21 protein-coding genes and 4 pseudogenes are annotated in these 21,659 nt (G+C 68.1%); 12 read left to right on the top strand and 13 right to left on the bottom strand.

Going from position 1 to position 21,659, the window contains the following annotated elements; all coding sequences use genetic code 11:
* The first annotated feature begins 122 nt into the window (after positions 1-122).
* Both AB0I18_RS22845 and AB0I18_RS22840 read left to right on the top strand, forming a co-directional pair.
* Positions 123-1,082 (top strand): hypothetical protein, encoded by a 960-nt coding sequence (locus AB0I18_RS22845; RefSeq protein ID WP_363107399.1) that lies wholly within the window; start codon positions 123-125, stop codon positions 1,080-1,082.
* A gap of 1,288 nt (positions 1,083-2,370) precedes the next feature.
* A complete protein-coding gene (locus AB0I18_RS22840; RefSeq protein WP_363107398.1) occupies positions 2,371-3,771 on the top strand; it encodes a GDSL-type esterase/lipase family protein in 1,401 nt (466 codons plus the stop codon).
* A 348-nt stretch (positions 3,772-4,119) separates the two neighbouring features.
* Here the strand turns inward: AB0I18_RS22840 and istB are convergent, their stop codons facing one another.
* From istB to AB0I18_RS22825, 3 genes and pseudogenes are all read right to left on the bottom strand, one after another.
* Positions 4,120-4,932, bottom strand: coding sequence for an IS21-like element helper ATPase IstB (gene istB, locus AB0I18_RS22835; RefSeq protein WP_363107397.1), 813 nt, complete (start codon positions 4,930-4,932; stop codon positions 4,120-4,122).
* A pseudogene (gene istA / locus AB0I18_RS22830) lies at positions 4,929-6,586 on the bottom strand (IS21 family transposase). The gene istB and the pseudogene istA overlap by 4 nt, the downstream one beginning before the upstream one ends.
* Positions 6,587-7,083: 497 nt before the next feature.
* Positions 7,084-7,683, bottom strand: coding sequence for a helix-turn-helix domain-containing protein (locus AB0I18_RS22825; protein WP_363107396.1), 600 nt, complete (start codon positions 7,681-7,683; stop codon positions 7,084-7,086).
* 93 nt (positions 7,684-7,776) lie between these two features.
* Here AB0I18_RS22825 and AB0I18_RS22820 point away from each other — a divergent pair, with 93 nt between their 5' ends.
* Positions 7,777-8,466, top strand: a complete 690-nt coding sequence (locus AB0I18_RS22820; RefSeq protein WP_363107395.1) for a nitroreductase — start codon at positions 7,777-7,779, stop codon at positions 8,464-8,466.
* Between the two features lie 73 nt (positions 8,467-8,539).
* Here AB0I18_RS22820 and AB0I18_RS22815 read toward each other — a convergent pair whose 3' ends face one another.
* Together AB0I18_RS22815 and AB0I18_RS22810 are read right to left on the bottom strand one after the other, a co-directional pair.
* Positions 8,540-9,082 carry a transposase gene (locus AB0I18_RS22815; RefSeq protein WP_363107394.1) on the bottom strand — a complete coding sequence of 181 codons (543 nt, stop codon included), beginning with the start codon at positions 9,080-9,082 and terminating at the stop codon, positions 8,540-8,542.
* 130 nt (positions 9,083-9,212) lie between these two features.
* Positions 9,213-9,299 (bottom strand): annotated as a pseudogene (locus AB0I18_RS22810) (winged helix-turn-helix domain-containing protein); the annotation flags it as partial.
* Positions 9,300-9,922: 623 nt separating this feature from the next.
* On the opposite strand from AB0I18_RS22810, the gene AB0I18_RS22805 reads away from it, so the two are divergent.
* Entirely contained in the window at positions 9,923-10,504 is a 582-nt protein-coding gene (locus tag AB0I18_RS22805; RefSeq protein ID WP_363107393.1) for a hypothetical protein, read from the top strand.
* Between the two features lie 638 nt (positions 10,505-11,142).
* Here AB0I18_RS22805 and AB0I18_RS22800 read toward each other — a convergent pair.
* A complete protein-coding gene (locus tag AB0I18_RS22800; RefSeq protein ID WP_363107392.1) occupies positions 11,143-11,298 on the bottom strand; it encodes a hypothetical protein in 156 nt (51 codons plus the stop codon).
* A 159-nt stretch (positions 11,299-11,457) separates the two neighbouring features.
* On the opposite strand from AB0I18_RS22800, the gene AB0I18_RS22795 reads away from it, so the two are divergent.
* From AB0I18_RS22795 to AB0I18_RS22780, 4 genes are all read left to right on the top strand, one after another.
* Complete coding sequence (locus AB0I18_RS22795; RefSeq protein WP_363107391.1) at positions 11,458-11,589, top strand: hypothetical protein; 132 nt, start codon at positions 11,458-11,460, stop codon at positions 11,587-11,589.
* The gene (locus AB0I18_RS22790; RefSeq protein WP_363107390.1) at positions 11,586-11,738 is read left to right on the top strand and encodes a hypothetical protein; all 153 of its coding nucleotides are present in this window, start codon (positions 11,586-11,588) and stop codon (positions 11,736-11,738) included. The genes AB0I18_RS22795 and AB0I18_RS22790 overlap by 4 nt, the downstream gene beginning before the upstream one ends.
* Positions 11,739-11,902: 164 nt before the next feature.
* Positions 11,903-12,205: a hypothetical protein gene (locus AB0I18_RS22785; protein ID WP_363107389.1), complete on the top strand. Its 303-nt coding sequence runs from the start codon at positions 11,903-11,905 to the stop codon at positions 12,203-12,205.
* Entirely contained in the window at positions 12,202-12,573 is a 372-nt protein-coding gene (locus AB0I18_RS22780; protein ID WP_363107388.1) for a fic family toxin-antitoxin system, toxin component, read from the top strand. The genes AB0I18_RS22785 and AB0I18_RS22780 overlap by 4 nt, the downstream gene beginning before the upstream one ends.
* 192 nt (positions 12,574-12,765) lie before the next feature.
* On the opposite strand, the pseudogene AB0I18_RS22775 reads toward AB0I18_RS22780, so the two are convergent.
* Both AB0I18_RS22775 and AB0I18_RS22770 read right to left on the bottom strand, forming a co-directional pair.
* Positions 12,766-12,942 (bottom strand): annotated as a pseudogene (locus tag AB0I18_RS22775) (IS701 family transposase); the annotation flags it as partial.
* A 241-nt stretch (positions 12,943-13,183) separates the two neighbouring features.
* Positions 13,184-13,753 carry a TetR/AcrR family transcriptional regulator gene (locus tag AB0I18_RS22770; protein WP_151481226.1) on the bottom strand — a complete coding sequence of 190 codons (570 nt, stop codon included), beginning with the start codon at positions 13,751-13,753 and terminating at the stop codon, positions 13,184-13,186.
* Positions 13,754-13,837: 84 nt separating this feature from the next.
* Between AB0I18_RS22770 and AB0I18_RS22765 the strand changes: the two genes are divergently transcribed.
* A complete protein-coding gene (locus AB0I18_RS22765) occupies positions 13,838-14,761 on the top strand; it encodes an SDR family NAD(P)-dependent oxidoreductase (protein WP_363107387.1) in 924 nt (307 codons plus the stop codon).
* A 141-nt stretch (positions 14,762-14,902) separates the two neighbouring features.
* On the opposite strand, the gene AB0I18_RS22760 is transcribed toward AB0I18_RS22765, so the two are convergent.
* From AB0I18_RS22760 to AB0I18_RS22750, 3 genes are all read right to left on the bottom strand, one after another.
* Positions 14,903-15,880: a site-specific integrase gene (locus tag AB0I18_RS22760; protein ID WP_363107386.1), complete on the bottom strand. Its 978-nt coding sequence runs from the start codon at positions 15,878-15,880 to the stop codon at positions 14,903-14,905.
* A 437-nt stretch (positions 15,881-16,317) separates the two neighbouring features.
* Entirely contained in the window at positions 16,318-16,923 is a 606-nt protein-coding gene (locus AB0I18_RS22755) for a dihydrofolate reductase family protein (protein WP_363107385.1), read from the bottom strand.
* 942 nt (positions 16,924-17,865) lie between these two features.
* Positions 17,866-18,150: a hypothetical protein gene (locus tag AB0I18_RS22750; protein WP_363107384.1), complete on the bottom strand. Its 285-nt coding sequence runs from the start codon at positions 18,148-18,150 to the stop codon at positions 17,866-17,868.
* 925 nt (positions 18,151-19,075) lie between these two features.
* Between AB0I18_RS22750 and AB0I18_RS22745 the strand changes: the two genes are divergently transcribed.
* The 3 genes from AB0I18_RS22745 to AB0I18_RS22735 all read left to right on the top strand — a co-directional run bounded on the left by AB0I18_RS22745 (position 19,076) and on the right by AB0I18_RS22735 (position 20,940).
* Positions 19,076-19,288, top strand: a complete 213-nt coding sequence (locus AB0I18_RS22745) for a hypothetical protein (protein WP_363107383.1) — start codon at positions 19,076-19,078, stop codon at positions 19,286-19,288.
* A 17-nt stretch (positions 19,289-19,305) separates the two neighbouring features.
* Positions 19,306-19,989: a restriction endonuclease gene (locus AB0I18_RS22740; RefSeq protein ID WP_363107382.1), complete on the top strand. Its 684-nt coding sequence runs from the start codon at positions 19,306-19,308 to the stop codon at positions 19,987-19,989.
* A gap of 285 nt (positions 19,990-20,274) precedes the next feature.
* The gene (locus tag AB0I18_RS22735) at positions 20,275-20,940 is read left to right on the top strand and encodes a GGDEF domain-containing protein (RefSeq protein WP_363107381.1); all 666 of its coding nucleotides are present in this window, start codon (positions 20,275-20,277) and stop codon (positions 20,938-20,940) included.
* Between the two features lie 149 nt (positions 20,941-21,089).
* Here AB0I18_RS22735 and AB0I18_RS22730 read toward each other — a convergent pair.
* Positions 21,090-21,323: pseudogene (locus AB0I18_RS22730) on the bottom strand (transposase); the annotation flags it as partial.
* A 77-nt stretch (positions 21,324-21,400) separates the two neighbouring features.
* Positions 21,401-21,659: transposase (locus AB0I18_RS22725; RefSeq protein ID WP_363107380.1), on the bottom strand; the 259-nt coding region annotated here is incomplete at its 5' end.

Raw genomic sequence — 21,659 nt, 5'->3', positions numbered from 1 at the left:
GCCGGACGCGGGGGTCAAGGTCCTGCGGGGCCCGCTCCTTCCCGTTCTGCGTTCCGTCGTGTCCACGGCAGTCGTACGAGCCGGTGTCGGGGGCGTGGCCCGGCCTGGCCAAGGAGTACGTCATGCCGAAGAACCAGTCCACCGCCGCGCAGAGCGCCCGCAGGGCGAGCCGGCGCGGGATGAAGTACACCGAAGCCCTGCGCCGCGCGGGGGCCGGCGATGCGCCGCACGCACCTCATGTGCTGCGGTTCCTGGCTGAGCGCTCGGGGAACCTCTACTACTTGGTCGGTGGGATCGCGGCGGCCTGGGCACACAGCGGACAGCGGGTCCTGCTCCTCGAGGAAGCCGAGGACTACTGGCGCTGGAGCCTGAGCGGCGTGGGTCGCAGCCGGAGCCGCCGCAAGAAGGAGATCAAGCCGGCCACCCCGCCGGAGCCGACGACCAGCACGCTGTGGGCCCCGCCGGACGGCCCCGGCCTCCTGACACGCCACACCTGCATGTGGCAGGTCCGCCACCCCTCGCAGGAGAGTGACCGCGGCTTGCCCCGCACCGACCGCAGCCCGCTCACTGCGGCGGTGTCCGACGCCCTCGACGCTTACGACGTGATCGTCCTCCTGCCGAAGTACTGGTCCTACCCCGACCGGGAGAGCGCGACAGCGCACGTCGTTCTCGGGGAGATCGACATCTTCCCGCACACCGACTGCCGGATCGCGTTCCCCGGCCCCAGGGGCGAAGAGAAGGGTGTCCCGCTGAGCCCCGAGCAGAGCGCGGCGGTTCTGCGCGAGCGCTGTCTGGACTTCCTCTTCGGATCTCCTCATCTGCCCATCCATCTGGACGGGGTGATCTGGCAGTCGAACGGACAGCTGCCCGTCGATGAGGACTACCTGGCGGGCGTCGACCGGGACATGAACCGCGCCGGGCTGCGCCCCCTTGGATGGGCAATCTCCGAGCGCTGGTCTTCCCCGCACCGGCAGCTGCCCGGGCCCGACCAGATGAAGGACCTCAGCTTCGTCCAGCGGTACCAGCCCATCGCGGGGCGCCTGCGCACGGCGCTGGACGCCCGTCCCTCCCGCAGGAACTGACACGACAGGGCTGGCCCGCACCGCGACTTGTGGACCAGCCCTTCGAGGCTCTTGGTCGTCTTGACCGGCTCACCGGCCATGCCCGTGCCGTTGCCGCATTCTCACTGACGTGCCGGGCTGTCGGTGCTCCCCCCTACGCTGTCGCCCAAGCATGTGCGACAGGAGGGCAATGTGGCCCGCAGCGGGATCAATAAACGTGAGCTGGACAAGTTCACGGACAACCTTGCCAATGGCTTCGTAGGTGACGGTTGACGCCACTTGTAGGTCAGTTCTGACTCCACCCGGTGCCTGGGGGACCCGATTTTGTAGGTGAGAAATGACTCCACCTGGCGGGCCCGCTGCGACGGATTGAGCCCGTGCCGGGTCAGGGGCCCGAGGGCGTTACTGTTCGGGGCCTACTGATCGTGGCTGGAACCGACGGTGTGGTCCGCGTCATGCGCCGTCGCTGACCGGCGCAGTAGCAGCATCGACAACGCGACGGGCTGGGCGAACTTCGTCTACATCGCCAGCCGCAAAGACCCCTGAGAAGCTGTGTCACATCTCCTTTTCGATGGTCACAGCGCCATGAGGCGCTGTGGCGGCGCAGACCCGACGCGCGCAGCCTCGATTTGCCGACGGGATTCTCGGCCCGGCAGTCAGCCGCGCCGTTGATCATTCGCCGCTGTCAACACCGATCTCGGGTGTTTCGGGCTCCGCCGAAAGGCATGGTCGCCCAGGATGCGAGCGGCAACGATGCCTGTGCACAGCAAAGTTCTGGCGGAGGCCACACCTGACGGCCGGCCGAGTGCACGTGTGACGTCCGGTACCGCGTGGGCCAGGTTCCGGACGTCACGTGCTGACTCGCGGCAGCCGTCTGAAGCCTCCGCTGCCGTTCGGTTGCCAGTCCATCGATGCCAAACCGAACGGCAAGCAGAACCACCACCATGTCTCACGACACCGTGACCTGCGAAAAGGAGATGTGACACAGCTTCGCGATCTCACGGGGCCGCGGTCACTCAAGGGTCGATCTAACTAGGGGGAAAGGACCTTAACATCCATGCGAGTAGCCAGACGTTCAGGAAGGCTTGTCGTGAGCATGCTCATGGCGGGGGCAGCTCTCACCTTCACGGCGGGCACCGCGTCCGCGGACGCCGCAGCGCCGAGACCGGCGACCGCGTCAGCGGACGAAGGAGCGGACGGACGGAGACTGACAGACGACGACTGCGTCGTCGAACTCGAAAAGCTGCGGCCAGGACAGCGCTCCTCGCGCGTGGCCTCCCGCGTCTGCGGCGCGGCAGCCGAACAGCCCTTGGCCGAGGCCGAGGCGGCCAGAGTGCTGATGCTCAAGGTCTACGAGCATGAGGACTTCAAGGGTGCGTCCACCGTCTACACCGGCAAGGACGGACCATGCGATGCCGAGGGCTACCGCATCCCGGACCTGGGGAGCTTCAAAGACCGCACCAGCTCCATGGTCATGTACAACAACTGCATCCGCGTGCGCGCCTATCAGGAGGCGAACTACCAGGGGGAGAACAAGACGTACTACGGGGACCGGGTCGCCTCTGTCGGCACGACCATGGACGATAAGATCGTCTCCGCCACGGTCCGGTACGAGCCGCTCACGCTTCTGCCGGGCAATCAGCTGACCGCGGTGTCTCTCGGCGACAGCTACATCTCGGGCGAGGCGGGCCGCTGGCACGGCAACTCCACCGAGCTGGCCGGCACCAGGGAGGGCACCGACCGGGCGGCGGTGAACTGTGGCCCGATCCGGTGCGAGTACGACCCGGCCAGGATCTACGGCGGTACCACGGTCAAAGGCATTCCCACGTTCGCCAGGGGCGGTAACGGCTGCCATCGCTCGGATGTAGCCGAGATCGAGGAAAAGAGCTCCCACCTGCCGGTCCAACTGAGGGTCAACCTCGCCTGTTCGGGCGCCCAGACCAAGCACATCGACGGCGAGGTACTCAAGGGGGAGCAGCCGCAGATCGAGCAGTTGAAGAATGTCGCGCGCCAGTCCCAGGTGAAGATGGTTGTGCTGTCCATCGGGGGCAACGACCTGAAGTTCAACGACATCGTCAAGGACTGTGTGTTGCGGTTCGGCCTGGGGATGGAAGACTGTCGCTTCAAGGGGCAGGCTGCGGTCAACAAGCTCATGCCCACGGTGCGGGCGGACATCGCAGAGACCATCAAGAAGGTGCGCGACGCGCTGAAGGCGGAAGGAGACACGGACTACCGCTTCATCCTGCAGTCCTACCCGTCGGCGGTTCCCAGGGGCGAGGACGTCCGCTTCAGTGGGCCCGACCGTGCGGTGCGCGGCTGCCCGATGAAGACAAACGATCTCACTTGGGCGCGTGATGGGTTGATTCCGGAGATTTCCAAGAACCTCCGGGAGGTGGCCAAGCAGCAGGAGGGTGTGGATTTCCTCGATCTGCAGGACGCTTTCGAGGGCCGGGAGGTGTGCGGAAGGGACTCCAAGCAGAGTGACGAAGATCCTCCCGTCAGCGGCAGTACCAGCGAGTGGGCGCGCTCCCTCTCCTCCGGAGCCACTGGGAACCTGCAGGAGTCCGTGCACCCCAACGCCTATGGGCAGGCCGCCCTGGGCGCCTGCCTGGAGAAGATGACGGCCTCACCGGCAGGCTCGTACGCCTGCACGAATGCCGGACCGGGCACCCCGCCCGCCGGGATGAGTGTCAAGCCGATCTCGTCCTGATCCAACCCTGACCGCAAGGTCTGCACGGTTGCCTGCCGACGCGGGCGCGTTTCGAGGGGCGGGCTTCAGCTGACAGCCGGAGCCCGCCCTACGGCATGGCGCGTTTGCCTCGGCCTCACTCAGGCGCCGACTCTTTCACAGTGATGCCTCCCTGTCAGCCTGTCACCTACTGTGCCCAGGCCCGTTACGCGACATGCAGGTCCGCCGGGATCCCGGCATGAGTGGACGGGATACCGAACCCGGGGCCGTTCAATAGACTCGGCCACCAGCTCGTCGTAACGGCTCCGCGTGACCTTCCCGACCATCTCCACCATTGGGGCCATGGCGCGTAGGACGGCGCCATCTTCGTCAGCCCGCGGCGACCGCGGCGGCCTGCTGTTCGGCGCGGGCGCGGGCGCGGGTGGCGGCCAGACGGTAGGAGTCGGTGCCGGTCTCGATGATGTTGCCGCCGAACGTCAATCGGTCCACGATGGCCGCGCAGAGCCTTGGATCCGTAAAGGTTTTGGTCCAGCCTCCAAAGGATTCGTTGGAGGCGATCGCCACAGAATTCTTTTCCTCACGCTCCGTCAAAACCTGGAACAGCAGCTCCGCCCCGCGACGATCAAGCTCCATATAGCCTAGTTCGTCAATACAGAGAAGGTCGACGCGGCCGTAGCGGGCGATGGTCTTGGCCAGTAGCTTCTCGTCGGCGGCCTCCACGAGCTCGTTGACGAGCTTGGTGGCCAGCACGTACTTCACCCGGTACTCGTGCATCGCCGCCTCGGTGCCCAGCGCGATGAGCAGATGGGACTTGCCGGTTCCGCTGTCGCCGATCAGACACAGCGGCAGGCCCTTCTTGACCAAGTCGCACTTGGCGAGGGTGTGGATGGAGGCCGCGTCGATGACAGGGTTGGCGTCGAAGTCGAACTGCCGGATCGACTTCTCGCGCGGAAAGCCGGCCGCCTTGATCCGGCGCTCCGAGCGGCGCCGTGCCCGGTCGTCGCATTCGGACAGCAGCAGTTCGGCCAGGAACCCGCGGTAGGTCATCTGGTCGCGGACGGCGGCTTCGGCCAGTTCGGGGTACTGGGTGCGGATGGTGGGCAGCCGGAGCATCCGGCATGCCTGGTCCACGGCGGTGTCGGCGGCCTGTTCGGTCAGTCCGCGGTTGCGCTTGGCGGTCACGGTGCCTCTTCCTGGTATGCCTGGCCGTCGGCGGGACGCCGGCGGAATCGCAGCAGCTGGTCGTAGGCGGCCACCGACGGCAGCGGCCTGGGGTCGGGTGGCAGGGCGGCCAGGCGCCGCTCGGTCAGCGAGGTCACCGTCGCCCCGCCGTCCACCCGGCGTGGCGGGGTGTCCTGGTCGGCCGGCTGTTCGGCGCCCTGGTCGGCCTCGCCCCACTTGCGGGCCTTCAGGGCGACCGCGTCGGCGGTCAGCGCTCCGGCCCGCAGCGCGGTCGCGATCCCGGCGACCACGTGGTCGTGGACCATGTGCCGGTGCAGCAGCAGGACGGAGATGAGCGCCCGGGTGCCCTCCGCGTCGCCGTGGGCGGTGCAGGCCGCCTGCCACCAGGCGTCGTGGACCGGGGTGAACCTGCCCGCCGAGCGGGCCTGGTCCAGCGCGGTCGCCCCGGGCAGCGCGCCAGGCTTGCGGACCAGCGCTTCCAGGTAGTGGTCCAGCTCCAGGCGGGAGCCGCCCTTGGCGATCAGCCGCTCGTGGCGGGCGACTTCCTTGTGCGCGTCGTAGACAACGAGCTCGGAGGCGTGCAGCACGACCCGCACCATCCGGCCGATCAACCTGACAGGCACCGAGTAGTGGTTGGTGCGCACGCTGACCTGGCTGTAGCGGTCCACCCGCAGCGAGGACACCAGCCCGGTCTCGAACTCCTCCTCCGGCAGCGCCACCAGCAGCGGGCGCTCGACGGCGAACATCTCACCGATGGTCAGCGCCCGCTGCATGATCCGGCGGGCGTCGTCCTCCTCGTCCCAGAGCTCCACCATCGCGTTCAGCTCCGCCAGCGAGGTAACTTTCGGGACGGGGACCAGGTGGTTCCTGCGGAACCAGCCGATCTGCCCCTCGACGCCGCCTTTCTCGTGGGCGCCCTCGATGCCGGGGTTGCAGTAGAAACTGTTGATCGAGAAATGGGACCGGAACGCCGTCCAGCGGTCGCTTCCACCCGGCCCCGGGTACGGCCCAAAACCTGGCTGACCGCGGCGCGTAGATTGTCGTAGCGGACCTTGCCGCGCGGCACGCCGCCCAGCACTTGAAGCGCGTGGACGTGGCCTTCCAGGAATGCTTCCTGCCCGCACGAAGCGAAGATCTTGTGCACGGACTTCCCGCTGAACGAAAGGCGCAGCGAGAACAGGAACACCTTGGTGGACACGCCGTCCAGGTGGATCCACACGTCCCCGAAGTCGACCTCCGCCTCGTCACCGGGGCGGTGGGTCTGCGGCACGAACACCTGCGGCGGCCCCCGGCCCTCCTCCACCCGGATCTCCGGACGGCGTCCGGCGATGTAGGCGCGGACCATCGAATACGTCACGCCCCGGGCGTCGTGCTCGTCGATCAGCCGGTCGAAGACCCGCTTGACGGTGTGCCGCTGCTTGCGCGGCGCGTCCAGATCCTCCCGCAGGATCTGGTCGATCGTGGCCTTGAACGGATCCAGGCGCGAGATCCGGGGCGGAAGCTGCTTGCGCGGCGCCGGCCACACCGACTCCAGCGCCAGCGCCACCGTCCTGCGGCCCACCCCGTACTTTGCCGACAAAGCCCTGCTGGACAGCCCTTCGACCCGAGCGTCATGGCGTATCGCCGCGTACAACTCGACCTTCGAAAGGGGCACTTGGGCCACCCAGGGCTAGCTGATGCACTCCGATACTCCCACCGCAAGGCCCCCAGTGGAGTCAAAACTCACCGACATCAACTCTCCACCGACACCACTGGAGTCAAAACCCACCCACCACTGGCCTCAAAACTGACCTACAAAGCCAACTTCTGCAGTAGGTCTCCTCGGGCTTCATGCAGGCCGGTCACGTGAGCGAGCGGCAACACCAGGGTGTGACCTGGGCTTTTCTCCCGCTGCATGAGAGTGGGGATGACGAAGACGTTCTTCGAGCGATACGCAACCAGGTCCGCGTCGATCTCGTCTTGGCCGATTACTGATTTCGGCGTTTTAGGGTCTGGGTAGTCGACAGTACCGACGCGGACGTAGTCGTCGCGGCCGAGGCGGACGCGGTGGTTGATCCCGAATGACGTAGTCGGAGCAGGAAGCGGCCGCCACGGAGCCCTACGCGCCTGGCCTGGCTTCGGCCGTAGGGTGCGTTCGTCTTCGTCGGCAAGTCAGCGTCTTGAAGGAGGCGTGAGAGCCTGTTCCAACAGGGTCTTCGCGGCCGCGCGCGCGTGCTGGCCGTAGTCCGCCTGGTTCAGCACCATGGCGCGGCTGGCTGCTCCGTCCGCGAGGGTCACCAGTTGCTCGGCGAGTGCGGCGGGTTCACCGCAGCCCAGTTCCGCCACCAGATCGGTGACCAACTGCACCATCCGGAGTTTCTGTTCGCGGGCGTAGGCGTGGATCGGATGCTTCGGATCGGGGAACTCTGCCGCTGCGTCGATGAAGGGGCACCCTCGCACCGAGGGCGTGTCCGGGGTGGGTTGATCGAACAGGCGAAGAATCCGCTCGCGAGGGCTGAGGCCCTCACGGATCAGCACACCCTCCATGGTGTTCCCCGACGAGGCCAGCGCCTGCAGGTAGGCAATCGCCAGTTCGTTCCTGGAGCGGAAGTGGGCGTAGAGGGTCCGCTTGGACACCGGTGCCGTCTCTGCGACCTGCTCCATGCCGGTCCCAGTGATCCCTTGGTCCGCGAACAGTCGGGCGGCGGCTGCCAGGATGCGTTCCCTTGCGCCTCGCCCTCCTCGCCGCGTCGTGTCACCCATCGTGCCCATGAAGAAAGCATACGGCTGCGTTTACTTTGCTCGGGGCGCTGGGCTACCATCTCATCTCAAGTAAACGGACACGTTTACATCATGAGGGGTCCCATGAGTTGGTCCGACCACACCGAGCTGAGCAGCTACGCGGAGAAGCTGATCCGTGCCCGACGTGCGACGCGGGCTTTCCGGCCCGAGCCCGTGCCCAAAGAGACGATGCACACGATGTTCTCGCTGGCTGGAGCGGCGCCGTCCAACTCCAACGCGCAGCCGTGGCGGGTGGAGGTCGTCAGTGGCGCGTCGCGCGACCGTCTGGCGGCGTCCCTTCAGGAGGCCCACGCCGCACGGCGCGTGTCGGTCGACTTCCCGTACAGCGATGACCTTTACTCGCCGGTGCAGCAGGAGCGGCGGGTCGCCTTCGGCGGTCAGCTCTACGGGACACTGGGCATCGGCCTTGACGACCATGCGGCGCGCGCGGCATATGACGCCGAGAGCCTGGGGTTCTACGGTGCACCGCATGTCGCGTTCCTCTTCGTCGCCGAACAGGACAACGCGCGGCTGGCTGCCGACGTCGGCGCCTACATGCAGACGCTACTTCTGGCGATGACCGCGTATGGCGTGGCCAGCTGCCCGCAGGGACTGCTGAGCTTCTACGCCGACGAGGTACGCGCCGAACTCGGCGTCACCACAGGAAAACTGCTCGTCGGGATCTCGTTCGGATACGCCGACGACGCCGCACCGGTAAACCACATCATCACTGAGCGTGCCACGCTGAGGGAGACCACAACATTCCACGGCTGACAGTGAGGAGTGACCTGGGCGTAGCCCGGAGCTCGACGCTTCGGCTGTCCGTGGGTTACTGACTTCGGCGTTTTCAGGGTCGGTCCGTTCTGCCGAGAGTGAGGCCCGTCCCGGCGAGGAATCCGCCGAGGACGCGGTGCCGGTACTGCAGCGTCTTGAGCCGTCTGCGGAGCAGAGTCTCCAGCTCTCCGAGGGTGCGGGCGGCCAGGTTGGCCAGGCTCCTTTTGATATGCGCCCACATGCCCTCGACTGGATCGAGGTCGGGCGCATACCCGGGCAGCAGGACCACTGACAGCCAGTCCCGCTCGGCCACGAGCGTCTGCATCGCCTTGGAGATGTGGGTGCTCAGCCGGTCCCACACCACGATCAGCGGGGCCTTCAGCAGGTGGTGGGCGCCATCCAGCAGGCGGATGTAGTCCCTCTCGCCCAGCGAGCGGCGCTCGCCCTTACGGCCGGTATGCCGGCGCAGCCGGTAGCACAGGCGGGCGGGCAGGCCGGGCCGGTAGCACAGCAGCCCGGCCACCGACAGCCGTCCACGGCCACGGCCGGAAACGCGCACCGTTGGGGTGATGCCGCGCCGGCCCCAGGTGCGGCCCTTGGGCGGACGGCCGGTCACGCCCGCTTCGTCTCGAAGCAGACGAACGCGCCGGTCGCCGCCCGGAGGGTTTTACCTCCTGCCAGGTCACCTCCCGCCATGCGGTGATGGCGTCCTCGTCACGTTCGGCGGCGGGCCGGGCGGGCATCTGCACGCTGAAGCCCATCCGGTGCAGCAGCCGGGTCACCCCGGAGACGCTGTAGGAGAGATGGAACTTGCGTCCGATCAGCGTGCGCACCTTGCGGCGGTCCAGACTTGGTCGTCTCTCCAGCCGTGCGCGGCTGGCCCCTCCTCCAGCCAGACGGCGAGCTTGGCCTGCAGGTCGGGGCCGAGACGGCAGTCGTAGCCCGGGGCCCCTGGGAACGCAGCGCTTCCCGCCGGCCGGACGCCCAGGCACGGCGCCCCTGGTAGACCGACTTCTCGCTCACCCGTAACTCCCGGGCGACGTACGGGACTTTCATGTCCTCCTCGAAGAGGTCAGCGGCCCGCATGCGTACCTCTTCGTGGCGCTGGCGCTGCTCGGCGGTCAGCCCGCCCCCGTCTGGATACCGCATACTTCCGGGCTACCAGCCACGACGAACCCTGTCACCGGAGCCGACAAAGCCTCAGACGCTATAACGCCGAAGTCAGTAAGGGCGGGCGGGATCGGCGATGATGCGTCGGCAAGCATGGTCTTCCACTCGGAGCACGGGGCGTAGGAAACTCTCTGATTTTGGAAGTCATGCCTTCGATTTCCCCGAAGTGGCACCCACTTGACTGCCCACCGGATCCGCACCTCACCGACAACGCCGAAGCCCTGGGAGACTGACGCTCGTGGAGCCCCAGATCATCGTGAGTCTGGCGTCTACAGGAGTCGCAGGGTTGGCGGTCGTCGCGAGCCTGGTGACGACACTGCTCTCCCTGCGCGCACAGCGGGAGAACATGCGCGACACGCTCGACACGCAAGAGCGGCTGTCCGCCGCGCAAGAACGCGCGCTTCACGAGCGATCGCATGCGCAGGATCTACGCGACAAGCGAGCCGAGCCGTATCTCGCCTTGATCAAGTGGGCCGAGCGACTGCTCGCTGCGCTCGACGAGCTGGACGAAGTCGCCAAGCCGCACTTGTCAGTCGAGGAATGGAACATCAACCCAGACGTCGACAACCTTCTCGATCTCTACGCCTCCGACGTCATCCACGTGCGGTACGCGGCCCTCCGCGGCAAGCTCATCGGGCTCGTCGCCACGGACGGCCCACGGCTTCCACAGCTCGTGACGTGGGCGGAGTCGGAAGGCGAGGTCGACAACGTCAGTATCGAAGCCGGGTCGCCATGGAGCGCCTGGCCCGCACGAGCGGAAGCCCGTGCCCAGCTGACGGACGACGCCATAGATCTCATCGCGCAGGTCCGGGCCGAATTGCAGGGGGGAACGAGTCGCGGATACTTCATCATCTGGCGGTTGTCCTGACAGACCGACAGTCAACATAGACCACGGACTGACGCGAACGGCGTGCTCCGCGTATGCCCAGAAACCGACCGGGCATCAGGACTCCACGACCCGCGTAGCATGTGCACTCATCTCAGCCCCACACGACCGCAAACCGGACGCGACGCGACTACGCCGAAGCCCTGCAGAGGCTTATCGTTCAGAATCTGTCCGGCCTTGTCCGTAACCCGCTTTGCTTCTCCGTCGCCCCGGGCAGTCTCAGGGCACAGACCCGCCAGCGGGCCGTTGAGCCCGGTGGAGGTCGTGGGCATCGTCCGTTGGTCCGGGCAAGCCCTCAAGCCAGGAGAGCGGGCTCCCCTGCTTGCTGTTCACCCTCGAAGCGCCGGCGGTCGAGCGCCGGCGCTTCACCCGCGACGTGTCCGCCCTTCAGAGGGGCCCTGACGTCGCGGAGCTGAGCGCACGGGCCCCGGCGATACACGCGTCGGCGGCCCGCGCACTCAGGTCACAACCGACACACCATCCGGCAGAGTGTGCCCCGCTCTCGCAGCCCTCAACGGTCTCCCGTTCCCGGCCCGTGACGACCAGCCATCGCCTCCGCTCGCCCGCCATGGGGTACATGTACCCGTCGTATGGGCCGAGGCCTGCGGACTGCGGGTTGGTCAGGGGTTCGCCGCGGCGACCATCGTGCCGAAGCGGGTGCCGATCCAGCCGACTGTCTCGACCTTCCCGTCGAGCTGTCGGGCCGCCTTGCGCATCGCGGCCCTGATCAGTTCGACTCCGCCAAGCCCGACGGCCTCCTCGTCGTCCAGGTTCACCTGGCAGGAGCCGCCGTAGCCGCCGGCCCCTCGGGACAGGAACGGCGCGGCAACCGGACCATGGCCTCGGCCACGGCGATGCAGCGTGGGTCCTTCGCATAGGAAGCCATCGGCGCCATCGTAGAACCGCCTGCGCGCAACGAGACGCCGTTCTGCGGGGTGCTCCAGCTCGGCGGCAGCATCAGCTGGCTCAACAAGAACAACCCCGAGGTCAAGGCCCTGTCCGTCATGGCGCACTCCAGCCGCGTCTGCGACGCCAAGGCCACCCGCAACCGGGGATGCGCGTGGTGACACCGGCAAAGTACGAGCTCCTGAAGCAGGCGGTCGTCCAGTACGCCCTCGCGCTCGCCAGCGACTTGGGCCGATGGGGCGACGAACAGTCCGTCGCTGCGCAACTCACTCACCACAAGTTCACGGGCGACCGCTTCTTCGACACCTAATCCGAGGCCGCCCGCACCAGCACGTGACCATCACGCACCCCGAATGAGCCCGCGGCACGTTCACTGAAGACTTGAAGGGGCGCCCGCCGTCGACCGGCCACTGCCCCTCTCTTTTTGCCCGAACGATGTCGGCAGGGAGTGAGGCCGCTGGTACCGTCGCTCGTATGGACCAGAACGGATCCCCGGTGCCGCCCTTCGACTCGGAGGAGTACGCGCGCGTCGCGGCAGCCGCCGACATCGTCGGCAAGTCCCCCCAGGACTTCGTCCGCGAAGCCGCGCTCAAGGCTGCCGAGGACCCGTTTCTCAAGGCCCTCGGCAAGACCCGCGACCGCGTCCCGCAGCTCGCCGAGGTCTTCGCCACCCAGGACACCCACGCCGCCGACACCAGCACGCCCGCGTGGCCCGACCCCGCGCCCATGGGTAGCCGCGACCTCCACGAGTCCCAGCAGCACGGTCACGCCGCGTGACCCGGTTCCTCACCCCACAAGAGCTCCTGCAGATCGCGCAGACCCTCCCGGGCGACCCGGCCTGTCTCGACCTGGGCGTGCTCGACGGCGCCTGCGCCCGAGCGCAGGCCCACTACATGGGCCGCGACGTGTACGCGAGCGACTGGCTCAAGGCCGCGGCCATGCTGGAGAGCATCGCGCTGCACGAGCCGCTGGAGGCGAAGAACGAGTTCTTCGCCTGGCTGGTCGCCGAGACGTTCCTCAACACCAACGGCGTCACGCTGGACTACGAGCCGGAGGAGGCCCTCGCGCTCGTCATGCGGGCCAAGCACAAGGGTGCCCGCGTTCAGGAGATCGCTGCGCAGCTGCGCGCCTGGTCCACCGACTGACTCGTCGGCGGGTGCCTGGCCTATCCCTCCGGCGTCGGGCTCCTCGAACGTGATGGCCTGCTCGTTCTCCGTTTTCTCCGCAGCGCTCAATCGCTCGATCTTGTGTCTCTCGCCCCTGCGCGGGCTTCAGCCCTCAGGAGAGTGTGCGAGTCCACATGCCGACACTCTTGATCATTTTCGCCGGGTGTTGACCTGTTCGCGCAGGTCAGGTCTGCGCTCTGTTTGGCAGGCGCGCAGGACGTCCAGCATCAGCCCCCGCAGATAGCAGTCACCCTTTGCCCGCTGATGCTTACGCGGCACCGACGCGAACACATCGGCCACGAACAACGCCAACTTCGCCCGCATACGGTTCACTTCATGTGCATCCACACACCCACCATGCCGCTGAACACGACGGACAGAAGGACCTAACGGAGCCCTACTAGGCGTCCGGGCTGGCCAGAGCCCCGGAGCTGGTTCCGCGAGTCGTCACACCGGCCGGGGCCGTTACGGCTTCGCGGACCCGCTCGGCGGCCCGTCGGCGGGCCCGGTACGCCTTCTGTCGGCAGGCGAGGCGGTCGTAGAGGGCGTCCCGGCGGTGGCCGCGACGGCGGCGTAGCCCCGCGGTCGGTCAGCGGGCGGTGAGCCCGGTGAGCAGGAGGGCGAGCCATCGGGCGCGGGCGGTGGGTGGCTGGTCGGCGGGGAGGGTGTAGAGCATCAGGTACAGGTCGTCGACGGTGAAGTCGGCGCGCAGACCGCCCTGGGCTTGTGCGGTGCGGATGAGCCGGCCGAGGGCCTGGGTGACGCGGGTCTCCACCTCCTGCATGGCGGGGTGGGCTGCGTGGTCGGCGCCGAGCGCGTACGCGGCTGCTTTGACGGCGCGGTTGTGGGCGACGGTGTCCATCACACGGCTGAGGAAGCCGGTCAGCTCCGCCATGGCGGGTGAACCCTGGCTCTCGCGTTGCAGGCACTCTTCGGCGTCGTCGGCGAGTGTTTCGAACGAGGCGGCGACCACGGATGCGACCAGGTCGCTCTTGTTCGGGAAGTGCTTGTACAGGGTTCCGACCGCGACGCCCGCAGCAGCGGCGATCTGCTCCATCGACACCTCGGGCCCGTGCTCGGTGATCTGCTCATGCGCCGCGGTCATGATCCGGGCGCGGTTGCGGGCCGCGTCGGCACGCAGCGGTCGGGGTGAGGTCATGGAGCCCTCCGGGACCATTTGACGAAAGATGAATGATGCTTCACTCTACAACATGAAGCATAATTCACTTTATGGAGGTTGATCATGGCCAGCACGACCGACCGGTGGACCGAACAGGACATACCTATCCAGGACGGCAAGGTCGCCGTCGTCACCGGCGCCAACAGCGGCCTCGGGCTGCAGACCGCGCGGGCCCTGGCCGAGCATGGCGCGCACGTCGTCCTCGCCGTGCGCAACCTCGACAAGGGCCGCGAGGCCCTCGCCCGCATCAGCGAGCGTGCCCCGGGCGCCAAGCTCAGCCTCCAGCGCCTGGACCTCGCCTCCCTCAAATCGGTACGCACGGCCGCCGATGAGCTGCACACGGCGCATCCGAAGATCGACCTGCTCATCAACAACGCGGGCGTGATGTTCACACCCCGGCAGAAGACCGAGGACGGGTTCGACATGCAGTTCGGGGTCAACCACCTCGGGCACTTCGCGCTCACCGGCCTGCTGCTGGACCTGATGCTGCCCGTGCCCGGCTCCCGGGTGGTCACCGTCAGCAGCTTCGGCCACCGCATCCGGGCCGACATCCACTTCGACGACCTGCAGTTCGACCGCTCCTACAACCGGGTTGTCGCCTACGGTCAGGCCAAGCTGGCCAACCTGATGTTCACCTACGAACTCCAGCGCCGCCTCGCCCCGCACCACACCACCATCGCCGCCGCCGCGCATCCCGGCGCGTCGGATACCGAACTCACTCAGAACATGAGCGGCCTGGTGCGCAAGGGGGCCGAACTGGTCCAGCCTCTGCTGACCCAGCCGGCCGCCATGGGAGCGCTGCCCACCCTGAGGGCGGCCACCGATCCCGTCGTCACCGGAGGCCAGTTCTACGGCCCCAACGGCGTGGGCGGAACCCGCGGATACCCCGAGGTGGTCGCCTCCAGCAAGAAGTCCCACGACACGGCCGTCCAGCAGCGCCTGTGGGTCGTGTCCGAGCAGCTCACCGACGTCCGGTTCTCCGTCTGAGGCCTCCACCCGCGATCCGGCCGACCAAGAGGAGAGAGTCGGCCTACGCTGCTACTCGCGGGCCCCGGAGGCCCTTGGCCGACTATGCCCCTGGCGGCGTGGGCGCCGGGACGGCGGTAGGGCACACCGGTGACAGCAGGGTCAGCGGCGCGCGTCGCCGGGTGCGAGCAGGCTGGTGACCTCGGCGATCGCTTCCGCCGACGGGTGGAAGTAGCGCCGTACGTTCTCCGGCTTCTTGTGCCGGGACTTGGCCATCAGCATCGGCAGGCTGGCCCCGGCCTCGCCGAGGTGGGTGAGCCCGGAATGCCGGTATTCGTGCAGGTCCCAGCCCGTGCCCGGTACGCCGCCGATGGCCGTGTGCGCATCCAGCAGGGCGCGGGCCTGGCCGTAAGACAGCCGGACCAGCCCGGTGTCCGGGCACACGTCACGCGGCGCGATGACCTTGCCGGGACCCGGCTTGCGGTGGGTGACGAACACCGGCCCCCGCGTACGGCCCTTGATCAGCCGGGGCAGCAGGCGGGCGGTACCGGCGTCCCAGTACACGGGCTCCAGGACGTAGTCCTCGCGCGTAACGCCGCGGCGGCGGGTGCGCGGCTTCGCGCCCTTGGCCTTCACCGGAGCCCGGCGCCCGGCGAGGTCCAGCTCCTCGATGTTGACGCCCAGGATCTCCTCCGACCGCGCGGCGGTTTCGTAGAGCATCCGCCACAGCGTCTGCTCCCGGAGATGGACGTCGCGGCGGGCGATCAGCCGGTCGACCGCCATCTTCGAGCGGGCCGGAGTCTCCGAGTCCGGCAGGGGCATCCGCTTCACCCAGGCTGGCACCTTCGGGCCGTCGTACCCGCGCTCGGCACACCTGCCCAGCCAGGACAGCACCGCCGCCCGGCGGGCGTTCCACGTGTTGACCGCCGCCTCGCCCCACAGCTGTTCGAGGGCGCCGCCGATCTCGTCGTCCGCGACTGTGGCCAGCGGGCGGGCCTCGCCGAGGTGTTCGGCGGTCTTGCCGACGCCGATTCCGTACGACCGGAGCGTGTTCGCGTTGTCCAGCGAGTCGAGGAACACGTCGGCCGCCGCGCGGACGGTCAACGCCTTCCCGGCGGGCAGTCGTACGACAGCGGGCACCGCTTCCCCTTGCCACAGATAACGGGGCCGCTTCGCGCACGGCCCCGAGAACGTCGCCGCAGGTCGGGATCAGCGATCCCGCAGATAAGAGGGCGTTATCTGCGGGAAGACTTCAGACGGGTCCGGCCGCCGACGCTCCGTCAGCCGCCCACCAGGGCCGACAGATCCTTAGCGCCGGTTTTCGTTCCGATGTTCCTCAACCCCCGAGGAGATGTCCGAGTACGCCGCTGCGCTGGCTCGCGAACACGGGCTCATCTGCTTCGATCCGCAGGGAGAATGCCTCCGGCCGTGAGCTGGATGTTCTGTCAGCACGCGACTTTCCTCCTTCGACGCGACGGACCGGGCGTCCTGACGTCGGCCGTTCGCCCTCTATAGGTCTTGCTCCGCGCCCGCCGGCGCCGGCCTGGCAGCCGTCCAGACCGGCGGACGGGGCGACGTCACGCAGGGACGTCGAGCGGCGGGTGCTCGAGCACGCGGGGCTTGTACTCGACCAGCTGGATGCGGCCGTCGAAGGTGCGGTGCTCGATCATCTCGAGGGCAACGTCCGGATAGCCGTCGTAGATACGTTCTTCGCCCGTGGCCCCGGTGATCACAGGGAACATCACGACCCGGAAGCGGTCGACGAGTCCGGCTCGTAGCAGGGACCGGCACAGGCTGAGGCTGCCGATCGTGCTGAGGAGCCCCGAGGCACTCGACTTCATGGCGCGGACCGCCTCTACGGCGTCGTCGCGGACGAGCGTGGAGTTGGCCCACGTCAGTGGCTCCTCGAGTGAGGAGGAGAACACCACCTTGGACGCTTGCGTGAGCTCGTCGACGGACGCCTCTTCTTCGGGCCTGAACTCGTCTTGGCCATTCGGGACCTCGCCTGCGGCGAAGCCCGACATCAGGCGGTAGGTGTTCGCTCCCATCAGGTAGGTGGCCTTGGGCTGCTTGCCGAGCCATGCGAGGTACTCCGGGCCCTCGAGGCCCCAGAACCCGGGCCATCCCTCTCCCGATGCGTGGCCGTCGAGGGAGGTGATGAAGTCGACGAGAAGCTCCGACATGGCGGTGTCCTTTCCTAGGGTGTCACGAGCTTGGACCGGCCGGGAGCCGCAAACTCATCGGTCGCGCTGTGGAGAAACGAGAAAACCCATGACGCTGTAGCCGATCAGGTCGGCGGAGCGGCACTTCGGGTGGATGCGGCTCCGGCGCGGCGGGAGAGTGTCTTGTACTCGTCGAAGGCGGCGACGTTGACCGAGGTTGATGGACGCCGGGAGGGGTCCGGGTGTGAAGTGTCCGGGCCCCTCCCGGTGTCGCTTACCGGTGGGGTAACTGGCCGCCGATGCTGGCTGGCGAGCTGGGAGGCTGGCTGGGAGAACTCCGGCCTGTGCCTCCGCTGCCAAAGACCAGCAGCACGAGGATGAGCAGGAGGGTGCCGCCTCCGCCGGCCGCCACGGCAACAGGCCGGCTGATCCGGCGGTGGTGCGTGCGGACGTAGGTACCGTCCGCACGGTGGTAACCCTGCACTCGCGTCGTCGGAGCCGGCCGAGGTCGGGCAACGGCCGTACTCGCCCGACGAGGAGTGGGGACTGGCCGAGCAGGACGAACGCCGCTGGGGCGAGGTACGGCGGTGGTGCGGACGGACGTAGGTACCGTCCGCGCGGCGGTAGCCGCGGACATGTGTCATCAGTCGGTGCCGCTCCAACTCACGCCGCAGGTAGGTCAGTTGATTGCCAGGAAGCCGGGGCGGTGGCCGGTCCGCCAACTGCCCGACCGCCGCGCATCACGGGCGCGTGAGGAGACCGAATTGCGGTGTGCTTCAGGGCGCGTGTCCGCTGTCCGTCGTTGGGGTCGTCGCTGCAGGGCTCTGTGTGCGTCCAGGGGGCTTGGCAGATGACGATGAGGGCTCGTTCGAGTTCGACTCTGGCGTCGTCGGGGAGGGAGTCCCAGACGGTTTCGACGGCCTTCGGGTAGCGGAGCTGGTACACCCGGTAAGAGGTGGCAGGTCAGGCGGCGCCCTGTGACGCGATTCGCTCAGCCGCTTGCTGGAGGCGGTCGGTGCCGTCGATCCACTCGCCGGAGGGCTCTTCGCCGCGCTGGACGGCGGCCACAATCTCACGGCTGTTCTCGAACGCGGCGAGGGTGTTCTTGGCGATGCGCTCCCACTTGGCGAAGACGGTGAGCAGTTGGTGCGCGGGTGCCCGGTTGATTTCGCCTAGGAACCGCTGGGCGAGGGTCGGGTTGCCGAGGGCGTCGCTGATCCGCTCGATGGTCCACGGGGCGCTGTTCATCGTCGCCTCCCGGTGAAAGTGTTAGCGGTTTCGAGCGTAGGGCCTGGGGGTTGTGGGACCGGCGGGAGGTCGGTGGCATGTCCCGAGGCGAGACGATTGGGTCGGTGAACGTCACGCCGTGGAAGGCGGCCTCGCCGAACATCTGGGCGCGGGAGAACAAGGCCCCGCTCGCGCACCGGGGGCCGCTACCCAGGCGGGCCTGCGGTCCCCGGCCCGGACCGAGACGCGCAAGGCCGTTCGGGACGCCCTGGAGTGCCCGGTCGACTCCATGGGCGCCGACTCCAACCAGGACATCGCACAGGCTGTGTTCGACGCCGCCGACGGCGGCTGCCCGCTGGTCGACCTGGCCGACTTCTGGATGCCCGACAGCCGGGACGCCTACGAGCGGATGATCGCCGCCCACGGACGCATCCCGAAGAACTGCCAGGCGTGCTCCCGGCTGGCGCGCATGCAGAAGAAGGCGGGTGGCTGCCGCGTACGAACCACTGGCCCTTGTGGTCGGTACAGGGACGCCGGGGCAACTACGTCCGGCCGCACTGCTACTGCGCCGCCTGCATCTGCAGGGAGCAAGGGAGGTGGGCTTCGTAGACCTCACCGGACTTGCGGAGACGGCCGACAACCATGGCCCAGCTGTATAGAGAGTGTTCCGCGCATGCTCAGCTCGCACCACGGCCTCAGCCACGGGCATCGGCGCGGAGCCCGTGGGGCAGAGCCCCGCATATCCCTGACCTGGCCTGTTCACGCCTGGCTTGATCACGTGGAGTGGTGGTTTCCTGACCCAATGTCAGTGGCCGCTGCAACGATGGGCAGTTGCGCGGGGACACACGACGAGGGGGACAACGTGCCTTGGGTCAAACCGTATGTGCGCTCCGACGGGACGCCGGTTCGCGGGTATTCCCGCTGGGCTCCGGGAGCGCGCCGGGACATGGCGATATTAGCCGTGGTCGCACTGGCGGCCATCGGTATGACGAACGGCGGCGTCAGCACGGGCGGGGGCAACGGCAAGATCCCGCGGCCGCAGCCGCAGCCGACGGTGCAGTACCCGATCAAGTTCGAGAACAGCACGACGAAGGCGAAGCGACCACAGCCCACGGTGTCGTACCCGATTCCGTGGGCGTCGTCGGACGGCGAACGGTGACGCGTCGGCGGCCGCCCGTGAGGCGGCGGACACGGGGGAGGGGCAGGCGTCAGCGGCGGCAGGCGGACAACCAACTGGTCGCGGTCCTGGCGGTGGCGGTCGTCGTCATCGGTCTGTTCGTGGCGGTGGTCAACTGGCTGCTGGCCCACTGGTGGGTGCTCATCGCCGTGGTGGTGCTCGCGGCCCTGGCGGGCGGCGGCTGGGTGTATCAGCGCCGGCAACGAGCGCGGTGGGAGCAGGTCCAGGCGCGCGGTCTGCGCTACGCGCTGCCGCAGCTGGATGCCCTGCATCACCGGGAGTTCGAGCACGCGGTGCGGGAGTTGATGCGCCGGGACGGCTGCCGGGACGCGGAACGGGTCGGCGGGGGTGGTGACCTGGGCGCCGACGTGAAGGCAACGGACCCGTTCGGACGGCGCTGGGTGATCCAGTGCAAGCACCGTCGGGGCGGCGACCGTGGCTCGGCGGTGGGCACGCCGGACCTGCAGGTCCTCAACGGGACGGCCCGCCCGGTACACAAGGCGGATGTGGTGGTCCTGGTGACGAACGGGCGGATCTCGAAGCCCGGCCAGGACTTCGCGAAATCCCAGCGGCTGCACCTGGTGGACCGGCGCCTGCTCGGTACGTGGGCGGCGGGTTCACAGCCGCTGTGGGATCTGCTGCGGGCAGTGCCACCGCCGCGGCGGCCCTCGGCTCTGTCCTGAGGGAACTGTCGCCAATTGGCGACAGTGGAATGGGGTCCGCCAGACCGGCGGACCCCACCTTCTGTGCGGCAGGCGGTAGCTCGGGGCCAGTCAACAAGAGCAGGCCGACCACCCCGAGTGCTTCCCGTCCCCGTCACGAGACGGGAAGCACCGTCCAGCACGCCCGACCGCCTGGGCAGGCCGAAAACAAATGATCACAGCAAGAGGCGCACCCCCATCAGCCTCGACAGCTCGGGGTGCGCCTCTCTCATGTCCGCCCACAAAGGGGCGAGAACGGAGACCATCATGCCCGCCTCTGCTGCCGTACGGCAGCACTCCCGCACACTCGCCATCGCCGCGGCCGCTGTGCCGCTGGCCCTGGCCGTGCTCGCCGACGACGTGCGCGTGCGCCGCCAGCTGCAGGTCGCCCGCCGGGACCCGTTGACCGGCCTGCCCGGCCGCGACATCCTCATCGACCGCACGGCCAGGCTCGCCCGCACCTACCGCGCGTACCTGCACGTCCTGGTCGCCGACGTTGATGGCCTGAAGGCCGTCAAAGACACCCTTGGGCATGCCGCCGGTGACGCCCTGATCGCCGCGACCGGCCGGCGCCTGGACCAGTGGACGGCCGACCGCGGCGGGCTCGCCGCCCGCCTGGGAGGTGACGAGTTCGGCGTCGCACTGCTGCTGCCGCTGACCACTGCCGCGGTCCGCGAGGTGCTCGCGCTGCGCGCACTGCTGGCACAGCCCGTCGACCACGACGGGCAGCCCTGCGCGACCTTGAGGGGCGGATCCTGCGGCCGACCGTGTCCATCGGCACCGGCCGCGCCCGCAACCTGCCGGAGGCGGCCGATGCTTCCCGGATCCTGCGTGGTGCGGACCGGGCCATGGATCTCCTTGATCTGCTCGTTGAGTTCCACGTCCCGGCGCCGGCGTCCGCACGGCTCCCGCTCGGCACGACGCCAGCGGTAGTACGTCGAGGAGGCAATGGGGAATTCCCGGAGTACGCACTCGACCCCCAGGCGGGGATGCTCGTCAACGAGCGCCGTCACCTGGGCCGGGTCGGGTCGAGCTGCGCCGCGAAAGACGCCGAGGCCATCCGCAGGACCGTTCGCCCGCTTGAGCTGGACGTTCTCCTTGCGCAGCGCGGCGAGCTCCGCCCGCTCGTCGGTGGTCAGCCGGTCATCCCGCTCGCCGGCGCCCGCCTCGGCCTGTCGGATCCAGCCGCGCAGGGCCTCCGGATGCACGCCGAGATCGACGGCGAGCTTCTTGATCTGCGGCCTCGGGTCGGCGGTGCGGTACATCCGCACCGCACGCTCACGCAACTCCAGCGAGTACTTTTTGGGAGCAGCCATGGTCGATGTTCCTCTCATGATTCCCGTCTGACCCTCTGTCAACACACCCCGCATCTCGGGGGGTGCCTCTGTGTCTGTCAAGGCGTGACGGCAAGAGGTTGGGCTCGTCGTTCGTCGGTGAGCATGACTTTCCAGACATGATCGGCCAGGCGACGTTTCAGGCAGCGTTTGGCTTCCCTGGCAGTCTTTCTTTCGGAGAGTTTCCGCTGGTAGTAGGTGTGCCCGGGCGAGTTGGGCATGTGAATCTGGACAACGGCGATGGTGTGGAGAACGGAGTTGAGCTGCCGGTCTCCGGATCGGGAGAGCCGGTGGCGGGCCCTGTCGCCGCTGGCCATC

This window comes from Streptomyces sp. NPDC050704, from assembly GCF_040654355.1.
Lineage (GTDB): Bacteria > Actinomycetota > Actinomycetes > Streptomycetales > Streptomycetaceae > Streptomyces.
Note: the sequence above shows the minus strand (reverse complement) of the source record. Positions and strands in the feature narration are given on the sequence as shown.

Coding starts and splice junctions, on each gene's coding strand:
- AB0I18_RS22735 (WP_363107381.1), top strand. CDS start 20,275: ATGCCCGCCTCTGCTGCCGTACGGCAGCACTCCCGCACACTCGCCATC.
- AB0I18_RS22765 (WP_363107387.1), top strand. CDS start 13,838: ATGGCCAGCACGACCGACCGGTGGACCGAACAGGACATACCTATCCAG.
- AB0I18_RS22770 (WP_151481226.1), bottom strand. CDS start 13,753: ATGACCTCACCCCGACCGCTGCGTGCCGACGCGGCCCGCAACCGCGCC.
- AB0I18_RS22845 (WP_363107399.1), top strand. CDS start 123: ATGCCGAAGAACCAGTCCACCGCCGCGCAGAGCGCCCGCAGGGCGAGC.
- AB0I18_RS22745 (WP_363107383.1), top strand. CDS start 19,076: ATGGCGATATTAGCCGTGGTCGCACTGGCGGCCATCGGTATGACGAAC.
- AB0I18_RS22785 (WP_363107389.1), top strand. CDS start 11,903: ATGGACCAGAACGGATCCCCGGTGCCGCCCTTCGACTCGGAGGAGTAC.
- AB0I18_RS22820 (WP_363107395.1), top strand. CDS start 7,777: ATGAGTTGGTCCGACCACACCGAGCTGAGCAGCTACGCGGAGAAGCTG.
- AB0I18_RS22825 (WP_363107396.1), bottom strand. CDS start 7,683: ATGGGCACGATGGGTGACACGACGCGGCGAGGAGGGCGAGGCGCAAGG.
- AB0I18_RS22755 (WP_363107385.1), bottom strand. CDS start 16,923: ATGTCGGAGCTTCTCGTCGACTTCATCACCTCCCTCGACGGCCACGCA.
- AB0I18_RS22750 (WP_363107384.1), bottom strand. CDS start 18,150: ATGAACAGCGCCCCGTGGACCATCGAGCGGATCAGCGACGCCCTCGGC.